The organism is Thiorhodococcus mannitoliphagus, assembly GCF_010915725.1.
In the GTDB taxonomy this organism is placed as follows: Bacteria; Pseudomonadota; Gammaproteobacteria; order Chromatiales; family Chromatiaceae; genus Thiorhodococcus; species Thiorhodococcus mannitoliphagus.
The window spans coordinates 1-18630 of the sequence record NZ_JAAIJR010000024.1 but is presented as its reverse complement, the minus strand read 5'-3'; the positions used below and the strand labels follow the sequence as shown (position 1 = coordinate 18630).

14 protein-coding genes are annotated in these 18630 nt (G+C 62.9%); 7 read left to right on the top strand and 7 right to left on the bottom strand.

The features are described 5' to 3' along the window. Positions 1-115 precede the first annotated feature (115 nt). Both G3480_RS07915 and G3480_RS07910 read right to left on the bottom strand, forming a co-directional pair. Positions 116-1114 (bottom strand): diguanylate cyclase, encoded by a 999-nt coding sequence (locus G3480_RS07915; protein ID WP_167752459.1) that lies wholly within the window; start codon positions 1112-1114, stop codon positions 116-118. Between the two features lie 23 nt (positions 1115-1137). After that, entirely contained in the window at positions 1138-7665 is a 6528-nt protein-coding gene (locus G3480_RS07910) for a PAS domain S-box protein (protein ID WP_164653340.1), read from the bottom strand. A 502-nt stretch (positions 7666-8167) separates the two neighbouring features. On the opposite strand from G3480_RS07910, the gene G3480_RS07905 reads away from it, so the two are divergent. Together G3480_RS07905 and G3480_RS07900 are read left to right on the top strand one after the other, a co-directional pair. Further along, positions 8168-9736: an AmpG family muropeptide MFS transporter gene (locus tag G3480_RS07905; RefSeq protein ID WP_240905671.1), complete on the top strand. Its 1569-nt coding sequence runs from the start codon at positions 8168-8170 to the stop codon at positions 9734-9736. A 372-nt stretch (positions 9737-10108) separates the two neighbouring features. Next, a complete protein-coding gene (locus G3480_RS07900) occupies positions 10109-10516 on the top strand; it encodes a sulfur globule family protein (RefSeq protein ID WP_164653338.1) in 408 nt (135 codons plus the stop codon). 153 nt (positions 10517-10669) lie between these two features. Here the strand turns inward: G3480_RS07900 and G3480_RS07895 are convergent, their stop codons facing one another. Continuing rightward, complete coding sequence (locus G3480_RS07895) at positions 10670-11233, bottom strand: hypothetical protein (protein WP_164653337.1); 564 nt, start codon at positions 11231-11233, stop codon at positions 10670-10672. A gap of 477 nt (positions 11234-11710) precedes the next feature. On the opposite strand from G3480_RS07895, the gene G3480_RS07890 reads away from it, so the two are divergent. Next, positions 11711-12085 carry an FUN14 domain-containing protein gene (locus G3480_RS07890; RefSeq protein ID WP_240905668.1) on the top strand — a complete coding sequence of 125 codons (375 nt, stop codon included), beginning with the start codon at positions 11711-11713 and terminating at the stop codon, positions 12083-12085. 174 nt (positions 12086-12259) lie between these two features. Here G3480_RS07890 and G3480_RS07885 read toward each other — a convergent pair whose 3' ends face one another. Genes G3480_RS07885 through cmoA form a run of 3 tightly spaced genes read right to left on the bottom strand, consistent with a single transcriptional unit; the run spans position 12260 to position 14583 of the window. Beyond that, positions 12260-12862, bottom strand: coding sequence for a putative molybdenum carrier protein (locus G3480_RS07885; protein WP_164653336.1), 603 nt, complete (start codon positions 12860-12862; stop codon positions 12260-12262). A gap of 9 nt (positions 12863-12871) precedes the next feature. Then, positions 12872-13852, bottom strand: coding sequence for a tRNA 5-methoxyuridine(34)/uridine 5-oxyacetic acid(34) synthase CmoB (gene cmoB, locus G3480_RS07880; RefSeq protein WP_164653335.1), 981 nt, complete (start codon positions 13850-13852; stop codon positions 12872-12874). Beyond that, complete coding sequence (gene cmoA, locus G3480_RS07875; protein ID WP_240905667.1) at positions 13843-14583, bottom strand: carboxy-S-adenosyl-L-methionine synthase CmoA; 741 nt, start codon at positions 14581-14583, stop codon at positions 13843-13845. Before cmoA ends, cmoB begins: the two co-directional genes overlap by 10 nt. A gap of 127 nt (positions 14584-14710) precedes the next feature. On the opposite strand from cmoA, the gene ppk1 reads away from it, so the two are divergent. After that, positions 14711-16933, top strand: a complete 2223-nt coding sequence (gene ppk1, locus G3480_RS07870) for a polyphosphate kinase 1 (RefSeq protein WP_164653334.1) — start codon at positions 14711-14713, stop codon at positions 16931-16933. A gap of 147 nt (positions 16934-17080) precedes the next feature. Here ppk1 and G3480_RS07865 read toward each other — a convergent pair whose 3' ends face one another. Further along, positions 17081-17368: an encapsulin-associated ferritin-like protein gene (locus G3480_RS07865; RefSeq protein ID WP_164653333.1), complete on the bottom strand. Its 288-nt coding sequence runs from the start codon at positions 17366-17368 to the stop codon at positions 17081-17083. A 71-nt stretch (positions 17369-17439) separates the two neighbouring features. Between G3480_RS07865 and G3480_RS07860 the strand changes: the two genes are divergently transcribed. From G3480_RS07860 to G3480_RS07850, 3 genes are all read left to right on the top strand, one after another. After that, positions 17440-17661 (top strand): hypothetical protein, encoded by a 222-nt coding sequence (locus tag G3480_RS07860; protein ID WP_164653332.1) that lies wholly within the window; start codon positions 17440-17442, stop codon positions 17659-17661. A 462-nt stretch (positions 17662-18123) separates the two neighbouring features. Then, the gene (locus tag G3480_RS07855; RefSeq protein WP_164653331.1) at positions 18124-18312 is read left to right on the top strand and encodes a type II toxin-antitoxin system HicA family toxin; all 189 of its coding nucleotides are present in this window, start codon (positions 18124-18126) and stop codon (positions 18310-18312) included. A gap of 2 nt (positions 18313-18314) precedes the next feature. After that, positions 18315-18630: type II toxin-antitoxin system HicB family antitoxin (locus G3480_RS07850; protein WP_206171568.1), on the top strand; the 316-nt coding region annotated here is incomplete at its 3' end.

Here is an 18630-nt window from a genome sequence, read left to right as displayed (position 1 = left end):
CCACCAAATCGAGCGGCTGCGCTGCTGTTCCACGCTAACCCGCAACGCGAGGACCTGACCGACTCACCAAATCCGCTCGCGACCTTCCGTGGGAGCCGCTGCCTGCATGCGCAAGTCAGGTGCCGTCCTCGTGGCCGACGACCCGATTACGCCCCTGCGACTTGGCTTGATAGAGGGCCGCATCGGCCTCTCGCTGGATCGCGGACGGGCCTGTCTCTTCCCCCGCGACCCATCTTGCCGAGAACCCGATGCTGATGGTGACATGTCTCGCAGCACTGGAGTACGCATGCGGAATGTCGAGGGCGGCGACGGCCGAGCGCAGGTTTTCCGCCACCTGCAAGGCCCCGGCCCGATCGCAGTTGGGCAGAATGACGCAAAACTCCTCGCCGCCATAGCGGGCGACGAAGTCCCCTGGTCGATGCGGAACGGCCTCGATGGTTTGCGCCACGCGCCGCAGGCACTCATCCCCCGCACCGTGCCCATAGCGATCATTGAAGGCCTTGAAGTGGTCGATGTCGATCATGAGGACCGCGAGCGGGACGCCCTCCCGCGCCGTCCGTTGGCATTCTTGCGGAAGCCTGACATCCAGTGCGCGACGATTGGCGATCTCGGTCAGACCATCGAGCATCGCCAGTTTTTCCAGTTGCTCGGACTTGCGTTTCAGCTGGATATGGACGCCGACCCGCGCCAGCAGCAGGGGGATCTCGATCGGCTTGGTGATGTAATCCACGGCACCGAGATTGAACCCCCTCTGCTGATCTTCTACCGCACCCTTGGCGGTCAGGAAGATGATCGGGATGTCCCAGGTAGCGGGATCCTCCTTGATGCGCCGACAGACCTCGTGGCCGTCCATCTCCGGCATCATGATGTCCAACAAGATGAGATCGGGCTTGTCGGTCTCGCGCAGCAACGCCAGGGCCGCCTCACCGCCGGTCGCGACCATGATCTCATATTGCTTCGAGAGCGCCGCGGCAACGATCTGAATGTTAGCCGCTGTATCGTCGACGACGAGGATCCTCGCTCGACAGGGCCGCGCAGGGTCGGCCTGGGCAGCGAAGGGGGGGGCGGGCGGGGTGTCGTCGGCGAACCTGCTTCGGGGGTGCGTTTGCGGCATCGTCTTCATGTCCTGGTCGGGCTTCACGCATCGAGCGGGATGTCGAGGAGTGCAGCCAGCGTGGCAAGCGATTTCTCGGCGGACGGGTAGTCGAACGCCTCGATCCGGCCCCTAAGTTTGCGAAACGCCGCCTGGGTCTGTGGTGCGGCCAATCCCTGTTCGATCTCGTCCAGCCATTCAGGCAACACGAACCCGGAGCCTTTGAGCCGCACCTGGATCTCGTGCAACAGCGCCGCGATCCGTTCGCGGTCATCCGACAGCGGCGCGGCGCATGCGATCGGCGGCAGGGCCGCGATGGCGCTCAGGGTGTCCGCCAGCGCCGTCTTGAGCAACGCCCTCGAGTCGCTATGCTCGGCCTCCAGTTCGACCTCCAACTGCTCGCTCGCCTCGTGCAGCGGGGTCGCGCCGATGGTCTTGGCGATCCCCTTGAGCGTATGGATCAGACGACGGGCTTCCGCCCATCGCCCCTGGGCGATATGGCTATCCAAGTCCGCTGCGCTGTCGGCGAAGTCCCGCGCAAAGCCGTCCAGCGAGCGTCGCAACAGAGCCCAGTCCCGCCCCATGCGCCGCAGCGCCTCGTCCAGGTCCAAACCAGGCGCCTGGAAGTGGGTGCCCGCACCCTCGGGCAGGACCATCTCGGCGGCAGACGCCTGTTCGGCCCCCGGCGGCAGGATCCAGCGCAATAGGACGGAGGTCAATTCGGCGACATCAATGGGTTTGGACAAGAAGTCGTTCATGCCGGCCGATTGACTGGCCTCGCGGTCGGCCAGCATGGCGGCGGCGGTCATCGCAATGATGGGGACCTCGCGGCCTTGCAGCAAGGCGCGAATCCGCCGTGTCGCCTCGATACCGTCCATCTCCGGCATCTGCAAGTCCATCAGGATGGCATCGAAGCGCTGCGCGGCTGCCTGCTCGACGGCCTCGCGACCCTGGCTCGCCACCGTCACCGCAAGCCCCATCTTCTCCAGCAGGTCACGGGCGACCAACTGGTTGGTCGGGTTGTCCTCGACCAGCAGGATGCGGGCACCCCGAATCGCCTGCGTGCGGGCGCGCACTTGCTGGAAGACGCTCCACTGTTGGACCGACTCTGAGTCGAGTCCTCCATCCTGCAAACCGGAGACCAGGTCGAAGAGCTGGGAGGGCATGACCGGCTTGTCCAGAATGGCATCGACCTTGATTTGCTGGGTCGCGTGCTGAGCCTCCAGGCGCCCATGGGCGGTCACCATGATCACGATCGCATGACGTGTATCCGTAGACAGCTTGGCCTCCTCTTCCCGGAGCCGGTGCGCGAGCGCGATCCCGTCGATGCCAGGCAGTCTCCAGTCGACCAGGATCAGCTCATAGGGCCGTCCCTCGCGCAGCGCCTCCAATGCCCTCTCCAAGCCCTCCTCGCCCGAGCAGGCCACGTCGGCCGCGAAGGACCAGTCATCCATCAGGCTTTTCAGCACGTCTCGGGCGATCTCCTGGTCATCCACGATCAGGGTGCGCATGCCACGCAGGTGGACGGCGGTGTGGCGCTTGGTGGGGGTGGGCGAGACCTTGAGGTGCAGGGTGAAGGTAAAGGTGCTGCCTCGCCCGGCTTCGCTCACGACCGAGATCTCGCCGCCCATCACCTCGACCAGACGCTTGGTAATGACCAACCCCAGTCCGGTGCCGCCAAAGCGGCGCGTGGTCGAGGTATCGGCCTGCTCGAAGGCGCGGAACAGGCGGTGAAGCTGCTCGGGCGTCATGCCGATGCCAGTGTCCTGGACCTCGACCTCGAGGGTGACCTCGTCGCCCTGCCGCTCCCACAGCCGCATCGACAACCGGACGTACCCCTGGTGGGTGAACTTGACGGCGTTGCCGAGCAGATTATTGACGATCTGGCGCAGCCGCAGGGGGTCGCCGACCAGCACCGACGGGATCCCTGGGTCCACCTCGAAGACCAGCTCTAGGCCCTTATCCTCCGCGGCTAGGCTGAACAGATTCGCAGCGCCCTCCAGCAGCTCGGCCATCTCGATATCAACCGCCTCCAGATCCAGCTTGCCGGCCTCGATCTTGGAATAGTCGAGGATATCGTTGAGGACGCCAAGCAGGGAGCGCGCCGCATTGTGCAGCTTCGTCAGATAGTCGCGCTGGCGGGCGCTGAGTTCGGTATCCAGCAGCAGTTGCGCGAGTCCCATCACGGCATTCATCGGGGTACGGATCTCGTGGCTCATGTTTGCCAGGAATTCGCTCTTGGCGCGGTTGGCAGCCTCCGCCATGCGCGCCGCGGTTTCGGCTTCTTGTTTAGCGGCCAGCAGCGCCGCCTCCCCCTGTTTGCGGGCGGTGATATCCTGCACGAAGCCGAACAAGAAGCGCTGTCCGCTGAGCGGATCGGCACGCTCGCCAAAGGAGAGGATGACGTCGATGATCCTGCCATCCTTGCATCGGTAGCGGTTTTCAAAGGTGCTGATGGCGTCAGCGTCCTCTCCCACCTGCTGGACCAGCGCCGGGCTGCGGCTAGGATCCTCATAGAGCGCCTCGGCGACGGACGTTCGATTGACGGCCTGGATGATCTCCGCCGGCGAGGCATAGCCCAGCATGGTGGCGATGGCGGGATTGACGTAGACGAAGCGGCCCTCGGTCGTGGACTGGAACATGCCGATGGGGACGTTCTCGAAGAGACCGCGCAGACGGGCCTCACTCTCGCGTAGCGCGGTTTCGGTGGCCTTTTGGTCGGTCAGGTCGCGATTGATGCCCACGAGGCGACGCGGATTGCCTGATGCGTCCTCCTCGACGATCGCAGCCGCCTGCAAATGACGAATGGATCCATCCGGCAACAGGATCCTAAATGGGCTGTCGAAGGGGCTTTCCCCCCGCACGGCGGCCGCCAGCGCCTCCTCGGTACGCGCCAAATCCTCCGGGTGGCAGCGCGAACGCCAGAAGTCATAGTCGATGCCCCTGGCCTGGACGTCCTCAGGCACCTGATAGATCTCGTACTGCCGTTGGTCCCAGGTCAGGCTGCCATCGACCAGATCCCACACCCAGACGCCGATCGCCGCCACCTTGGCCGCCAGCTCCAAACGACCCATCGCCGAGCGGAGTGCGAGATTGCGTGCATATAATTCCGTCAGGTCCGAGAATTGCAGAACGAGATGCGGTTCATTGTTCAGCACCGTCGGCATGATCTGGCAGGTGACCCAAAAATCCTTGCCAAATGTTGACTTAGCGTGGATCTCCCGCTCTCTCAAGCGACCGTCCGCCAGCGCGTCCAGGATATCGCCGTACAGCCCTGTCTCGTGGAATGAGTCGATCTGGTGAAAATTCTGCGTCAGCAGTTGCTCGCGCGTCGCGCCCACGAGGATCGCGAGTGCCTCGTTGGCGACCACGCATGGACCCGCCGCGCGATACACCGCCATCGCCAGCGGCGACTTGAGCAGGACTGACTCGTTGAAACGCAAGGCCTCCTGGAGCCGCAGCTCGGCCTCTTTCTGCGCCGTGATATCGCGAATCGAGCCGGCCATGCGCAGGGGCTGGCCCGCGGGGTCGAAGATCGCCGCACCGCGTGCCTTGATCCAGAAGTAGTCGCCCGATTTGTGGCGCAGGCGATATTCCTCTTCGAAGGGCGCTTCGTTGATCAGATGGGCCTCGACGGCGGCCAAGACGGCGTCTTGATCCTCGGGATGAATTCGGCACCGCCACCACGCCACGGTGGCTTCGAACTCGTCATCCTGATATCCCATGAGTTCCTTGAAGCGGGGCGCCAGGTAGAGCGCATTGGTCTGGATGTTCCAGTCCCAGAGACCATCGTTGCTACCGCGCACGGCGAGGTCATAGCGTTCCTGGCTATCACGTAATTCTTCTTCCACGATGCGTCGGTCGTGGATGTCCGAGTTGATGCCCACCCAGGACAGCACCCTTCCCGCTTCGTCCTTGATCGGCACGCCGCGCGCCAGGTTCCAACGCCATTCACCCGAGACATGCCGGAGGCGGTATTCGTTGGTGCAAACATCCCCCTTGACCAAGGCGTCGCGCCACCGCGCCATGACTGCGGGCCGATCGTCGGGATGGATAGCGTCGGCGTAGCCGTGCTCGCTCCATTGCGCGAAGGATTGACCGGTATAGGCCCGCCAACTGGGCGAGTCCTCGGCGACAAGCCCGTCAGGATCGCAACTCCAGACGATCTGCGCGGAGGCATCGATCAGGGCTCGGTAGCGCTGTTCGCTCGCCTGGATGGTCGCTACCGCTTGCTTGCGCTCGGTAATGTCCTGGATCTGAGCAATGAAGTAACGCGGCGCCTTCCCCTCATCACGCACCACTGCGACATTGAGCTGTACCCAGACAAGGTGCCCGTCCCGGTGGACATAGCGCTTGTCCATCTGGTAACTCTCGATCTCCCCCGCAATTAACTGGTGAAAATAATCGAGATCGGCGTCGAGGTCGTCCGGGTGTGTGATGGATTGGAAGTCGCACGCCAGGAGGTCGTCCCGCGAGTAGCCGACGATCTGGCACAAGGCCGGATTCACCTCCAGAAAGCGGCCATCCGGTGCAACCAGCGCGTTGCCGATCGGGGCGTATAACATCGCTTTCTGGAATTTCTCCTCGCTCTCGCGCAAGGACTTCTCGGCCGCCTTGCGCTCGGTGATGTCCACCACCAGGCCAACGAAGTTGATCACCTCGCCCTGGTCGTCACGAAACGCCGTCACGGCCAGGTCGACCCATACAATTCCGCCGTCGCGCACCCGATAACGCTTTTCCATGCGGTAGTCGCTGCGCGTACCGGCGACAATGTCGTTAAAGAACACCTGTTCCTGCTCAATGTCTTCGGGGTCGGTGAAATCGGCGAAATTCATCCCTTTCAATTCGTCTTCGCTGTAGCCCATCAGCGCCCTGAAGCTCGCATTGCAGACAATGAGATTGCCCACTGGATCACCGAAGGCAATGCCCGCATTGGCGCGTTCGAAGATGCTGCGAAAACGGGCCTCGCTGTTCTTGAGTGCCGACTCATAAAAACGCCGCTCCGAGGCATCGCGCGAGGAGGCATAGAGATAGCTTTGCCCATCGAGAACGACGCGGGTCGAATTGACCTCGACGGCAAAGGTGGAGCCATCCTTGCGACGATGCAGGGTCTCGAAGGTCGATGGCTCGCGGATCAGCCGACGCAGCTCGGGGACCAACTGGTCGCGGGGAAGCTGGGCCTCCCAGTCGGCGACATTGAGACGCAGTGCCTCATCGAAGGAATAGCCCAGCATGCGGGCGAAAGACTGGCTGCAATCAACGACATTGCCATCCGTGTCGAGGATGTGAACGCCGTCGCTAGCGCTGTCCAACAAGACCCTCAGTCGCTCGGCCGTCGCGCGGACCTGGGTGATGTCGGCCATGGAAATCAGCACGCGATCGTCAAAGGCGGCTCCCAAGGGCTGGGCGGAGGCGAGCATGGTGCGGACGCTGCCATCCTTGCCATGAACACGCACCTCCATGGGTTCGAACGGCTCGCCCGCGCGCGCTGCCTGCTCGATCCGGCGCCGCCATTCCTGCGCCACCTGCTCCCGATAGGCCGGATCCGGATAGGCCCTGGGAAACCAATCCTCCTGCGTCGGGATGTCGCTCAAGGTGTAGCCAAGCAATGACACGAAGGCCGGATTCAAATGGCGAACCGCGTCCCTTTCCGTGATGGCAAAGGGAATGGGGGAGGCGTCCATCACCGCCTGGAACAGCCCGGCGTTGTTTTCGATTTGACGCTGCTGCTCCAGATAGCGTTGCAGGATCCACCCCACCAGGATCGACAGGATCAGGATGACGATGGCCTCCGCGATCAGGCGCGGCACGGAGAACCAGCCGGTGGCGGGTGCGATGCCGAGCGTCCAGCGGTCGTTGGGTACGTCGATGACCGCTGTCACTGGAGTCGCGCTCAAGGGCCGCGAGGAGGCCGCGAAGACGTGGCGTTCACCATCGGCGTGGATCTGCCACAGCGCGTAGCCGTAGCCCTCCGCCTCCAGGTCGGCAAGACGCACGGCCTCGAGGAATTCGGGGAAGTTGATCAGGGCGTTGGTGAAGCCCCAGAAGGTATGCGGCTGCGGTGCGTCCAGGAAGACCGGCAGGCGCCCGATGACCCCCACGCCGCCCTGGATCAGGGCAACAGGCCCGGCCAGGGTCAGTGTTTCGGTCTCCAGGGCCAGCCGGGCCTCGCGATTGCGCGGCTCGTCGGTGAGCAGATCGTGACCAATCGCCTCCTCATTGCCGGACAGCGGCACGCACTGACGAATCACCCCACCGGGCGCGAGCTGCAGGGCGGAGACCCCTGGATTGATCTTGATGAATTCGGCGGCGAGCGCATCGAAGTCCCGGATCGTCCCCTTGCCTTCTCGAACCAGCGCCGCCAGGGCGTAGGTCGCGGACAGATTGCGCGCCAGATCCTGGTCGATCTGTCGCGCCATCCGCTCGGACAGCTGCCGCGCGGTCTCTACCTTCCCTTGCCTGAAAACGTCCTCCAGCAGGGCCGTGAAGACGGCAACCACCAGGAAAAACAAACACCCGACCACGAAGGCAACCCATTTTGGTGAGGTCTTGGCGGAGGACGTGGAGATCATTGCGCTCATCTTTGGAGTATTGCCATCGTTCGGTACGCATCGGTCATCCAGCTGAGTCAGATGTGCATCCATTGCTTCCCGGCTCCTGATTAGCAAGTTTCTTCAGCCAAGTCAGTTTTTCGCCGACAAATGGCCCACATTGGACCACTGTTTGCTGAGGATCCACTGATGCGGATGAATCGCATTCGATTGCAACCGGCATTGTCGCTGTGCTCAACACCTATCGGTTTTATGTAGCCAGGGCTTCCAGCCCTGGCAAACCAGGCCAGGATGGCCTGGCTACGTAGGCTTGGAGCGGCTGTTCCGGTTGATTTCGGGAAACCGATAGGTGTTGAGACAACCTGGATGTCTGCTTGAGCTGCCCCACCCCGCCCTGTATGCTCGCGCCCTTCCCCGACTCAAGCCGTGGCTTGGCCCCGTTTGATGCGCCGGCCAGCACGTCGCCGTGCCGAGGCGTCTCCACGGCCATCGCGACCCAACAGCCCATCGAGCAATGACTCAAATGACCAAGGCCGACGACGGTTGGCGGAGCACCACGCGGAACCTCATCGACCGCCGCGTCATCAGCATGCTCTTTCTCGGCTTCTCCGCCGGGATCCCGCTGCTGCTAATCTTCTCGTCACTCTCCCTATGGCTGCGCGAGGCCGGCGTCGAGCGCAACGAGGTGACCTTCTTCAGCTGGGCGGCCTTGGCCTACTCCTTCAAATTCGTCTGGGCCCCACTGATCGATAAGCTCCCACTGCCCTTTCTCACTCAGTGGCTAGGGCGGCGCCGGGCCTGGATGCTCACGGCACAGCTCGGCATCATCGGCTCGGTCCTGCTCATGTCCGCCGTGGATCCGGCCGCCGACCCCGACAGCTTGGTCCGCATGGCCGTGGCGGCCGGCATGCTCGGGTTCTCAGCGGCGACCCAGGATATCGTCATCGACGCCTTCAGGATCGAGTCGGCGCCGCCGCGCTTGCAGGCCCTCATGTCCTCGACCTACATCGCCGGCTACCGGGTCGGCATGGTCGCCTCCGGCGCAGGCGCGCTCGTTCTGGCCGCCTCCTTCGGCTCCGAGGCCGGCAGCTACAGCTATGCTGCCTGGCAGTCGACCTACCACATCATGGCCGCAGTCATGCTGATCGGCGTCTTCACCACCCTCTTGGTGCGCGAGCCAGAGACGCATGCGACCCGCTCCCACACCTATCCGACGTCGGAATACCTGCGCTTGACCGGGACCTTTATCGTCGTGGCCAGCACCTTCGTCGCCGGCTTCTTCCTCAGCGACAATCTCTTCACTCAGCTCAAGGCCATCGCCGGCAACGCAAACCTCACCAACTTCGTCTTTGAGATCCTGCATCTAGCCCTGGCCATCGGCGCGGCCGTGCTCGCCGGTTGGTCCATGATCCAGCTCGGCGCCATCAATCGCAGTACGGCGCACGAGACCTGGATCGAGCCGGTGCTCGATTTCTTCAGCCGCTATGGTCTAAAGACGGCACTGCTCATCCTGGCACTCATCGGGCTCTACCGGATCTCGGACATCGTCCTGGGCGTGATCTCTAACGTCTTCTATCAGGACCTGGGATTCACCAAGCCACAGATCGCCACCGCGGTGAAAACCTTCGGGGTCTTCGTCAGCATCGCCGGAGGGCTGCTGGGCGGGCTGCTCGCCAGCCGCTACGGCGTCATGCGCATCCTGCTGCTGGGAGCCGCCTTGTCGTCGGCCGCGCAGTTGGTCTTCGTCGCCCTCGCGCTCGCGGGTCCAAACCTGGCCCTGCTCTACATCGCCGTGGGCGCTGACAATCTGGTCGCGGGACTGGCGAGTGCCGCCTTCGTCGCCTTTCTTTCGAGTCTCACGAGCGTCTCATTCACGGCGGTGCAATACGCCATCTTCAGCTCACTCATGACCCTGCTGCCAAAGCTCCTCGGCGGCTACTCGGGCTCCATCGTCAACGGCATCGGCTACCCAGGCTTCTTCGTCTTCACCTGCCTCATCGGCATCCCGGTGATCGGCCTGGTTTGGCTTGCGGGGCGTCGGCTGTCCATCGACGGTCACGCCCCAAGCACGCCCGCCAAGAAAGGCGCCTGAGACAGACATCAGGTGCGGACGCATCGAGCGAAATGACAAGGATTTGCGTTCTGTAGAGACAGCCCCATATACTGCGCGTGCCATACGGGATCCGAACGGTCTTGGTGTCTCGCCCCGGAACTCACATTCCTTAAGAGACGCAAATCGGACGCCCTCCAGGCAGCCGTCCGGATCAGAGGCTCGCACCGCGCGGCCTTCCCATCCGGCGAGCTGCACCGACGCAAAGGCTTTGCCGATTCCTATCGGAGTAGCGTCCCGCTCCCAATGATCCTATTCGCACGTCGACCGTCGCGACCCCTGGCACGCACCCTGGCGCCTAGGCCAAAGTGGCCAACGCCATTTATTACGTCTCACACAGAGAAGGACATAACGATGACAACACTCAAAACGCTCGCTGGTCTTGCTGCAACCGCCATGCTCGCCGGAGCATCCTTCACCGCGAGTGCTTGGTGGGGTGGCCCGGGCGGCGGCAATGGAATGTGGGACAACATGGGCGACATGTTCGGTAACGGCGACGGCTACGGCGACTTCAACATGAACATGAGCGGCGGCGGCAGCGGACGCGGCTACGGGCGTGGCTATGGCCGCGGTAATGGGTACGGCTATGGTAATGGGTATGGCTATGGCGCCCCCTACGGTTACGGCGCGCCTTATGGCTATGGTGCACCCTATGGTTATGGCGCACCCTATGGCTACGGCGCACCCTACGGCGCACCTTATGGCGGCATGCCTGCACAGCCCCCTGTGGCAGCTCAGCCCCAGGCAGCCCCGGCCCGCTAAGTAACAAAGGGCATGCTGCCCTCGACGCCATCTGGGACAACGAGGGACGCCGCGCGGTAGCGCGCTGATCTCAAAGTCCCGGGCGACCTCGAGGCTCCGTCCTGGCGCGAGAGCGCCAGGACGGAACCTCGTCTATGCCTTTAGCCGCCTCGGTCAGACTGCCCCCCAAACCTCGCGCTTGGCGTCCGTCTTGGAGGCCAGCACCTCGTCCAGGGTCTTGGTCGGGAAGCTAGGTTTGTAGTCCTTACTCGCTTCGCAAAGGACAGCGACTTTGTCCTCGCCCGACATCCCCTTCAGGTCCGCCTTTTCGACGTAGAAGGCGTCGATCAGCTCGTTCCAAACCATGCCTTCGCGGAACTCGATGAGCACATAGTTGCTGCCCTCGATCTCCACCTGACAGCTCTCGGCCAGGTTGTCGATGTAGAAGATCAGCACGCAATTCTCCGCCAGATCATCCTTGAAGCGCGCCACGAACTCCGGAAGCTCATCGACACTCTCGAAGTTGCCGGCGACCATGCGCAACTTGTCCGCTTCAGTCAGGATGACGGCCTGCTTGATCATCGCCTTGGGCGGTGCGCGCTTTCCCGCGCTCGCCTTCAGCTCGCCTTCCAAAACGACGAACTCACCCCGGAATGCATACTGCCCATCCGTGCTTGTGGCGCCGAGCACCGACTTCAGCCAGAAGCGTTCTTCTTTCTCGTAGTTGTCGAGCAACATCGCAAATGAATCTCCAAAGTATCGAAATCGTCATCATGGCCGTCGTCGTCCTCAGTGCCGCCAAGGGTTGGAGCCGCTGGCTTGGGTGCGGACAGGCCCGATTGTCGTGTTAGCAACAAACTCATCTTTGCGACACAGCCAACTCGGCATCGACGACATCTTCTTTCGGTGCGCGCCAGCAGCAAAGACCATAAGCCACGCAATGATTTAGCGGGCGTCCGGCTTACGCGACCCCGTCCATTCGAGATCCGGCACCGCGGACTCCCGACACGCACGCAAGCGTCCAGAGCAAGATTAGGACCAGAACTTAGCGCCACTGGAGATTGAAAAGGCATTGCACCCATGACAGCAGCGTCCATTCCTGGCAACCTGCGCGTAAATTTCATTGAGGGACCTTCGCACATGCTTGATTGCTGGCTTTCCGCTTGGACAAGATCGCGTTTCAGGCCAGGACGCGGCTGCACTTCCGCGGCACTCATGACCCTTGGCCCGCTGAGCGTCTCCGCCCAGCCAATGCCGGGCGCTGGCGCATCAACGGATGGCGGCGCGCTCTTCAGCCAATACTTCTTCCTGAAGCTCGGCTTCTCCTTCATGGTCGGACTGGCCATGGGATTCGCGCTCAAGGTCGCCTTTAAGATCGCGCTCTTCGTCGTCGGCTTGCTCCTGCTCTCGCTCTTTGGGCTGCAGCTCGCCGGTGTCATCGACGTCAACTGGAGCGGGATGGAGATCCACTACGACGGCTTAGCCACTTGGCTGGGCGCCGCGGCTGGCAGCTTCTTCGGCTATGTCGGAGACAACCTGACGAGCGCGGCCTCCTTCTTTGCGGGACTGGCGGTGGGTCTTAAACTCTAGCGAGGCTTCGCCTCAGACCGACGAGTCATGCCATCGGGATCGCTAGCGGGATCGCTATCGTCGGTTCGATCCCGATACCGATACCGATACCGATACCGATACCGACGGCCTTGGATGGTCGGACGCTTCATCAAAATTTGACGCATCTGCAAGCATTTTGCGCCCTCAAGGATTCTAGTCGACGACCGCAAGACACTCCCGCCAAGCGCTGAAGAGTCGACCGAGGCAAGCAAGGGCCTCGGCCTGAATGCCTGGAACGCCCGACTCGCGAGGGCCGGCGCAGTTGAGCACATCGATATGGTTGGTTGTAAGCCATCTCGCTGCGGAGACTTCATCGAAGCCCGCGCTGAGATCACGGGTCAGCAGGGGCCGCCCGGCTCGGCGCGCAAGCTGCGCGGTCAGCAGGGTGCCGCCGCTGAGCGCTTCACGGTAGAGAATGAGCGTGGCGTCGGCATCGCGGACATTCCAAGCGGTCCGCTGGGCATAGTCCAGACTCGGGGTCTCGCGCAGCGGATAACGCGCATCAATGGCCCCATCTTCGGCCCGACGCCCCTTGGGACACCAGCCGCCAACCGGAAGCCCCAAGGCCATCGCCGCCTCCAGCGCAGCCCGATCCACCCCCGTCTGCCCCCCTGAGACAATCACGATGGGCTCCCCGGCCCATGGCCTGACCTGCTGGCTGTTCGAAGCCTTCAGCAGTTCACGATCACGCTTCGCGAAGTAGAGGTCCTCTTCAACCTTCTCCTTGCGTTTAAATGCCTCGGCGACTGTCTTCATAACGGCACCTCAAGGTTTCGTGGCGATTAGAATCGCGCGCGTCGGCGCGGGATGCCCCTCCAGGGTCCGACTCGGGTCTTGCGGATCCAGATGATCCGCAAGCGACTGAAAGCGCATCCAGTCGGTCGCGCGCTGCTCCTGGACACTGGTACGCGTGACGTCGACGACCTCGACACCCTTGAAGCCACAGCGCCTCAGCCAGACCGCGAGGGCATCCACGGTCGGGATGAACCAAACATTGCGCATGCTGGCATAACGCCCGGGCGGGACCAAGAGCTGCTGTCCTGAGTCCTCCAGAACAAGCGTCTCCAACACCAGCTCACCGCCAGGACGCAACAGGCGCTGCAGCTCCGCGAGATGGTCCATGGGCGAGCGCCGATGGTAGAGCACCCCCATGGAAAAGACGGTATCCAGCCCCGTCAGATCGCCGGGGAGGTCCTCGATTCCGAGCGGCAGCACGCTCAGTCGATCCTGCCCCAGGTAAGCGTTGATGGCTTGGAACTGGACCACGAAGACCAGGGTTGGGTCGACGCCGAGGATAAGCTCCGCGCCAGCGCCCAGCATGCGCCAGGCGTGATAGCCATTCCCGCAGCCGACGTCCAGCACCAAACGTCCATCCAGGGGCGAGATCGCGCCGGCCAGCCGGTCCCACTTGAGGTCGGAGCGCCATTCGGTGTCGATGCGCACCCCATGCAGGCAGAAGGGGCCTTTCCGCCAAGGGTGCAGCCCCATCAGGGCATCCCGCAGGCGGGACTCGGTCGCTGCGTCCACGGAGGCTGCGGAACAAAGGCCGACGCAGGGCTGATCGAGGGTGACACTGCCCCCCGGCAGTTCGGGCAGCGCCGCGACGGCGGCCTCCCAGCGCGGGAGATCACCGTGCGCGCCCGGTCCGAGGCGGCGCTCGACTGCCTTGGCCAGGTCGGCTCGCCAGGGCGCCAGAGGGGTGCGCGAGAGCTGCTCGAGGAAAGGCTGAAAGATCCTTAGGTCCATGCCACCCAGGCGACGAAATTGAGACTCTGAAACCAGCGACAATGGCCCGCGAACCCGGCATCCTCGATCCGCTGCTCGTGCGTCTCGATGCGTTCCGGGACCAGGACCTGCTCCAAGGCCGAGCGCTTACGGCTGATGGCGAGTTCACTGTAGCCGTTGGCGCGCTTGAAATCCTCGTGCAGGGCCGTGAGCAAGGCGCCGCCGCGATCGTCCGGGACCGCCATCTTCTCGGCCAGGACCAGGACACCGCCTGGCACCAGGCCACCGCGAATCCGCGCCAAGAGCGCCAACCGCTCGGTCACCGGAACGAACTGCAGCGTGAGATTCAGAACCACGACGGACGCCTGCTCGATGGCAACCGCCTGAATATCCGCGCAGACCGCCTCCACGCGATCCGCGCCTGGCACATCTTGGAGCCGCACGCGCAGTCCATCCACCATAGCCGGCGCATTGTCCACGGCGACGATGACGACATCCGGGCCGGTTTGCCGCAGGATGGAGCGCGTCACGGCCCCCAGCGAGCACCCAAGGTCGTAGCAGCGCGTCCCGGACCGCGCCACGCGGCGCGCGATCAGCCCCGAGAGCCCCACCAGCTCGGCATAGCCGGGCACCGAGCGGCGCACCATGTCGGGAAAGACACGGGCGACATCGGCATCGAACTCGAACGGTCGCACCGACACTTCAGGCCGGTCGAAAAGGTCATCTGGATCGCTCTGAATCATGGCGGCCATTCTACCCCGCACCGCGGTAGTCGCCCCAATGGAGGCCGTCGCCCCAAAACCACCATCGGAGACAGCAAACGGTTGTTAGAATCTAGAGGTAGCCAGCCACCCGTCTCGAGGAGCCCGGAGACCCGCCATGAGCACAAGCGCAATGCAAGAATCGATCGAGGTCGAGAACGACACCGCAACAGCCATCCCAGCGGCGGTCCCGGAAGAAATCAGCCTCGACGACCCCAGCCTCTATCTGAATCGCGAACTGACGTGGCTGGCGTTCAATCAGCGAGTGCTCCACGAGGCAAATGATCCGCGCAACCCGCTCCTGGAGCGGGTCAAGTTCCTCGCCATCGTCAGCAACAATCTCGACGAGTTCTTCATGAAGCGCATCGGCGGTCTCAAGCAGCAGATCGCCGCGAGCGTCCACACCCAGAGCCTCGACGGGCGCACGCCCACCCAGCAGCTCAAGGAATGTCAGAGCGCTGTGCGCGAACTGCAGAGCGAACAACGACGCATCTATGTCGCCCTGATGGAGGAGTTGGCGGATCACGACATCCGCCTCGTCCTCTACAAGGACCTGGACGAGGACATGCGCGTGCGCCTGCGCGAACACTTCCGCGCCAACATCTTCCCCATGCTGACACCGCTCGCCATGGACCCGGCGCACCCCTTCCCCTTCATCTCGAACCTGGCGCTCAACCTGCTCGTCACCCTGCGCTACCCGGGCGGCAACGAGGTCTATATGGCGCGGGTCAAGGTTCCAGTGAGCAAGGACGTCTCAAAGCGGCTCATCTCGGTCGACGGCACCCACACCTACGTCACCCTGGAAGACCTCATCGTCAACAACCTGGATATGCTCTTCCCCGGGATGGAGTTCGTCTCCTGCGGTCTCTTCCGCGTCACCCGCAACGCCATCGTGGAGCCGGACGTGGAGGTCGCGAACGACCTCCTTGAGATGATCGAGAGCGAGCTGCGCGAGCGCCACTTCGCGCCCATCGTGCGACTGGAAGTCCAACCCGGCATGGAGCCGACGCACCGCGGCATGCTCGCCGCCGAGCTGGGACTGAACGAAGAAGAGGACGTCATCGAGGTCGAGGGCATGTTCGCGCTGCGCGACCTCTTCGAGATCGCCTCCATCGACATCCCCGAGCTGCACGACAAACCGCACCGCCCGGTGGACCACCCACTGCTGGCGAATGATCGCCGCAACATCTTCCACATCATCCGCGAGAACGGCCCCATCCTGCTGCAGCACCCCTATCAGCCCTTCAGCACCTCGGTCGAGCGCTTCCTGCGCACCGCGGCCGACGACCCCAAGGTCCTCGCGATCAAGATGACGCTCTACCGCACCTCGGCCGGCGCCATCCTCGACTCGCTGATCAAGGCGGCGCGCAACGGCAAGCAGGTCGCGGTGCTGGTCGAACTCAAGGCGCGTTTCGACGAGGCGGCCAACATCCAGTGGGCGCGCCGATTGGAGGCCGAGGGCATCCACGTGAACTACGGCGTCATGGGGCTCAAGACGCACAGCAAGCTGATCTTCGTGGTTCGCCGCGACTATTCGCAGCTGCGCCGCTATTACCATATCGGCACCGGCAACTATCACGCGGGCACCGCCAAGCTCTACACGGACTTGGGCATGCTCGGCTGTGACGAGGACATTGGTCAGGATCTGACCGAACTCTTCAACTACCTGACCGGCTACTCGCCGCCGCCGAGCTACCGCAAGATCTTGGCTGCGCCCTACAACCTCAAACGCAGCCTCATCGACAAGATCAACCGCGAGATCGATCATCAGAACCGCGCCGGCAACGGACTCATCCAGATGAAGATGAACGCCCTGGAGGACGCCGACATCACTCGCGCCCTCTACAAGGCCAGCCGCGCCGGTGTTCAGGTCGACCTCATCATCCGCGACACCTGCCGCTTCCGCCCCGGGCTGCCGGGCACCAGCGAGAAGGCCCGTGTGGTCAGCATCGTGGGGCGTTTCCTGGAGCACGCGCGGATCATCTATTTCCACAACGGCGGCGAGGAGGAGTACTACATCGGCTCCGCGGACATGATGGGCCGCAACCTCAACAGCCGGGTCGAGGTCCACGCACCGGTCGAGAATCCCGAGCTACGCCAGGAACTTCGGCTCATTCTGGATGTGCAGTTCGCCGACACCCGCTCCGCCTGGGATCTGGACGCGAACGGCATCTATACCCAGCGCACCCCGGACGATGAAAACGCCCGAGGCGCCCAGGAAACCCTGATCGGGGTCGCCGAGAAGCGCTTGGCGGCATCCGCGAAGCACAAGGAAAAGAAGGTCCGCTCAAGGCTGCTGAGCCACTTCCAGTGGCGCCTTCGCGAGAAGGGCATGCAATGAATCATCGCGGCCAGCGGTAAAACGCTGGCCGCGATAATGAGGATCAGAACACCACCCCACACCCGTTCCGAGAAGATCGCGAAACCAGGCAAGGGCTTGACGCTAGGGGGCAGCCGGCGTGAAGACGCCGGCTTGGATCAGCGATGCCTAGTGGTGCGCGATCTCCTTGTCCGTGAAGAGATAATCTTTCAGCTCCTTGTCGAAGCTTGGATCCTTGCGACGAATCCATTCCAGCACCATAGCGGCGTGCTCCTTCTCCTCGTCCCGGTTGTGGGCGAGGATGGCCTTGAGCGCATCATCCTTGCAGGCATCGACCCGCTGGTTGTACCAGTCGACGGCCTCAAGCTCTTCCATCAGTGAAACGATGGCGCGGTGCATATCGCGGGTTTCGTCGGACAGCTCATCGATTGGCTCGTGGTAGCCCTCGTTGGACATGATAAATCTCCATAGCGTGTGGTTGGCTCAGGTTAGCGGCAAGCTGCCGGCCCTGCACTGTCAATCGTCGCATGGCCGACAAGCACCCAAAACCAACAGGGATCATGAGGGCAATGGAGCGCGAGCAAAAGTCAGTCGCCGCAATGACGGAGGGTCTCGATCAGGAACTCGCGATTGCAGTCGAGGAAATCCTCGTCAGGCACCACAGCGATGATCCGCTCGGCGAGATTGAAGGCGCGCGGTCGGCGGTGCAGTCTCTCAAGGCAGTTCCGTCTCTCCGCGCGGTTGGCTGAGCCGCGTGAACGGCGCATCTATCAGGAGGGCGAGATCATGCAAGACGACTAGGATTTTTCCAGGGGACACGGAGGGCCTAGCGAACGCGCCGGGCAAGACCCGCATCACGCTGTTTTTGGACGATGAGATTTTGAAGGCATTTCGAGACCGCGCGGCGCAGAGAGGGAAGGGCTACGAGACGCTGCGGACGAGTCTGGCACCCGAGGCAGCCCCCGTGACGGAGGCGACCTCGCGCCAGGTGCTGCCAGCGGCCTGAGGGTGCCATTCGAGTCTAAACGACATGTTTTGACCTGCTACAGATCTTTTGTCGAGTCAAAACATGAAGTCTGATTTTTTGGCAAGAGCTGTTCCGAAGTCCCTTTCGAAACAGCTTGTTGCAGGTCAAAACATGTCAGCCCCTTGCTTCTTGTCACCTATCCTTCTTCTGGCGCGCCTTGGGGTAGCCTGTAAGACTACACACCATGAACAGCGCGGAAGTAATTCGACGGCTGAAGGCCCAAGGCTGGGTCCGCGTGGGCGGTAAAGGTGATCACGAGAAATTCAAGCATCCCGAGCGTCCTGGCCATGTGGTGGTCCCGCATCCGCGCAAGGATCTGGCCGTGGGCACCCTGCGCAACATCTACCGGCAAGCTGGCTGGAACTGGAGGTAATGATGCTGTATCCGGCGTATGTCCATTTGGGAGACGAGGCGCACGCGCACAGCGTGACGTTGCCGGACTTCCCCGGGTGCTTTTCCGCCGCAGATGCCTGGGACGCTTTACCAGGGGCGATCCAAGAGGCGGTCGAACTCTATTTCGAGGGGGAAGACATGGAGATCCCGGCACCGACTCCGCTTGAGACGTTGGCGGTCGCCCCCGAATATACAGGCGGGGTCTGGTTGCTGGTCGATATTGTTACGTCCCGCGCTGATTTAGGGAGAGCGTCGCGACCTATTTTGGGTGAGACGCAAAGAAAAGTCCCGAGCTGGC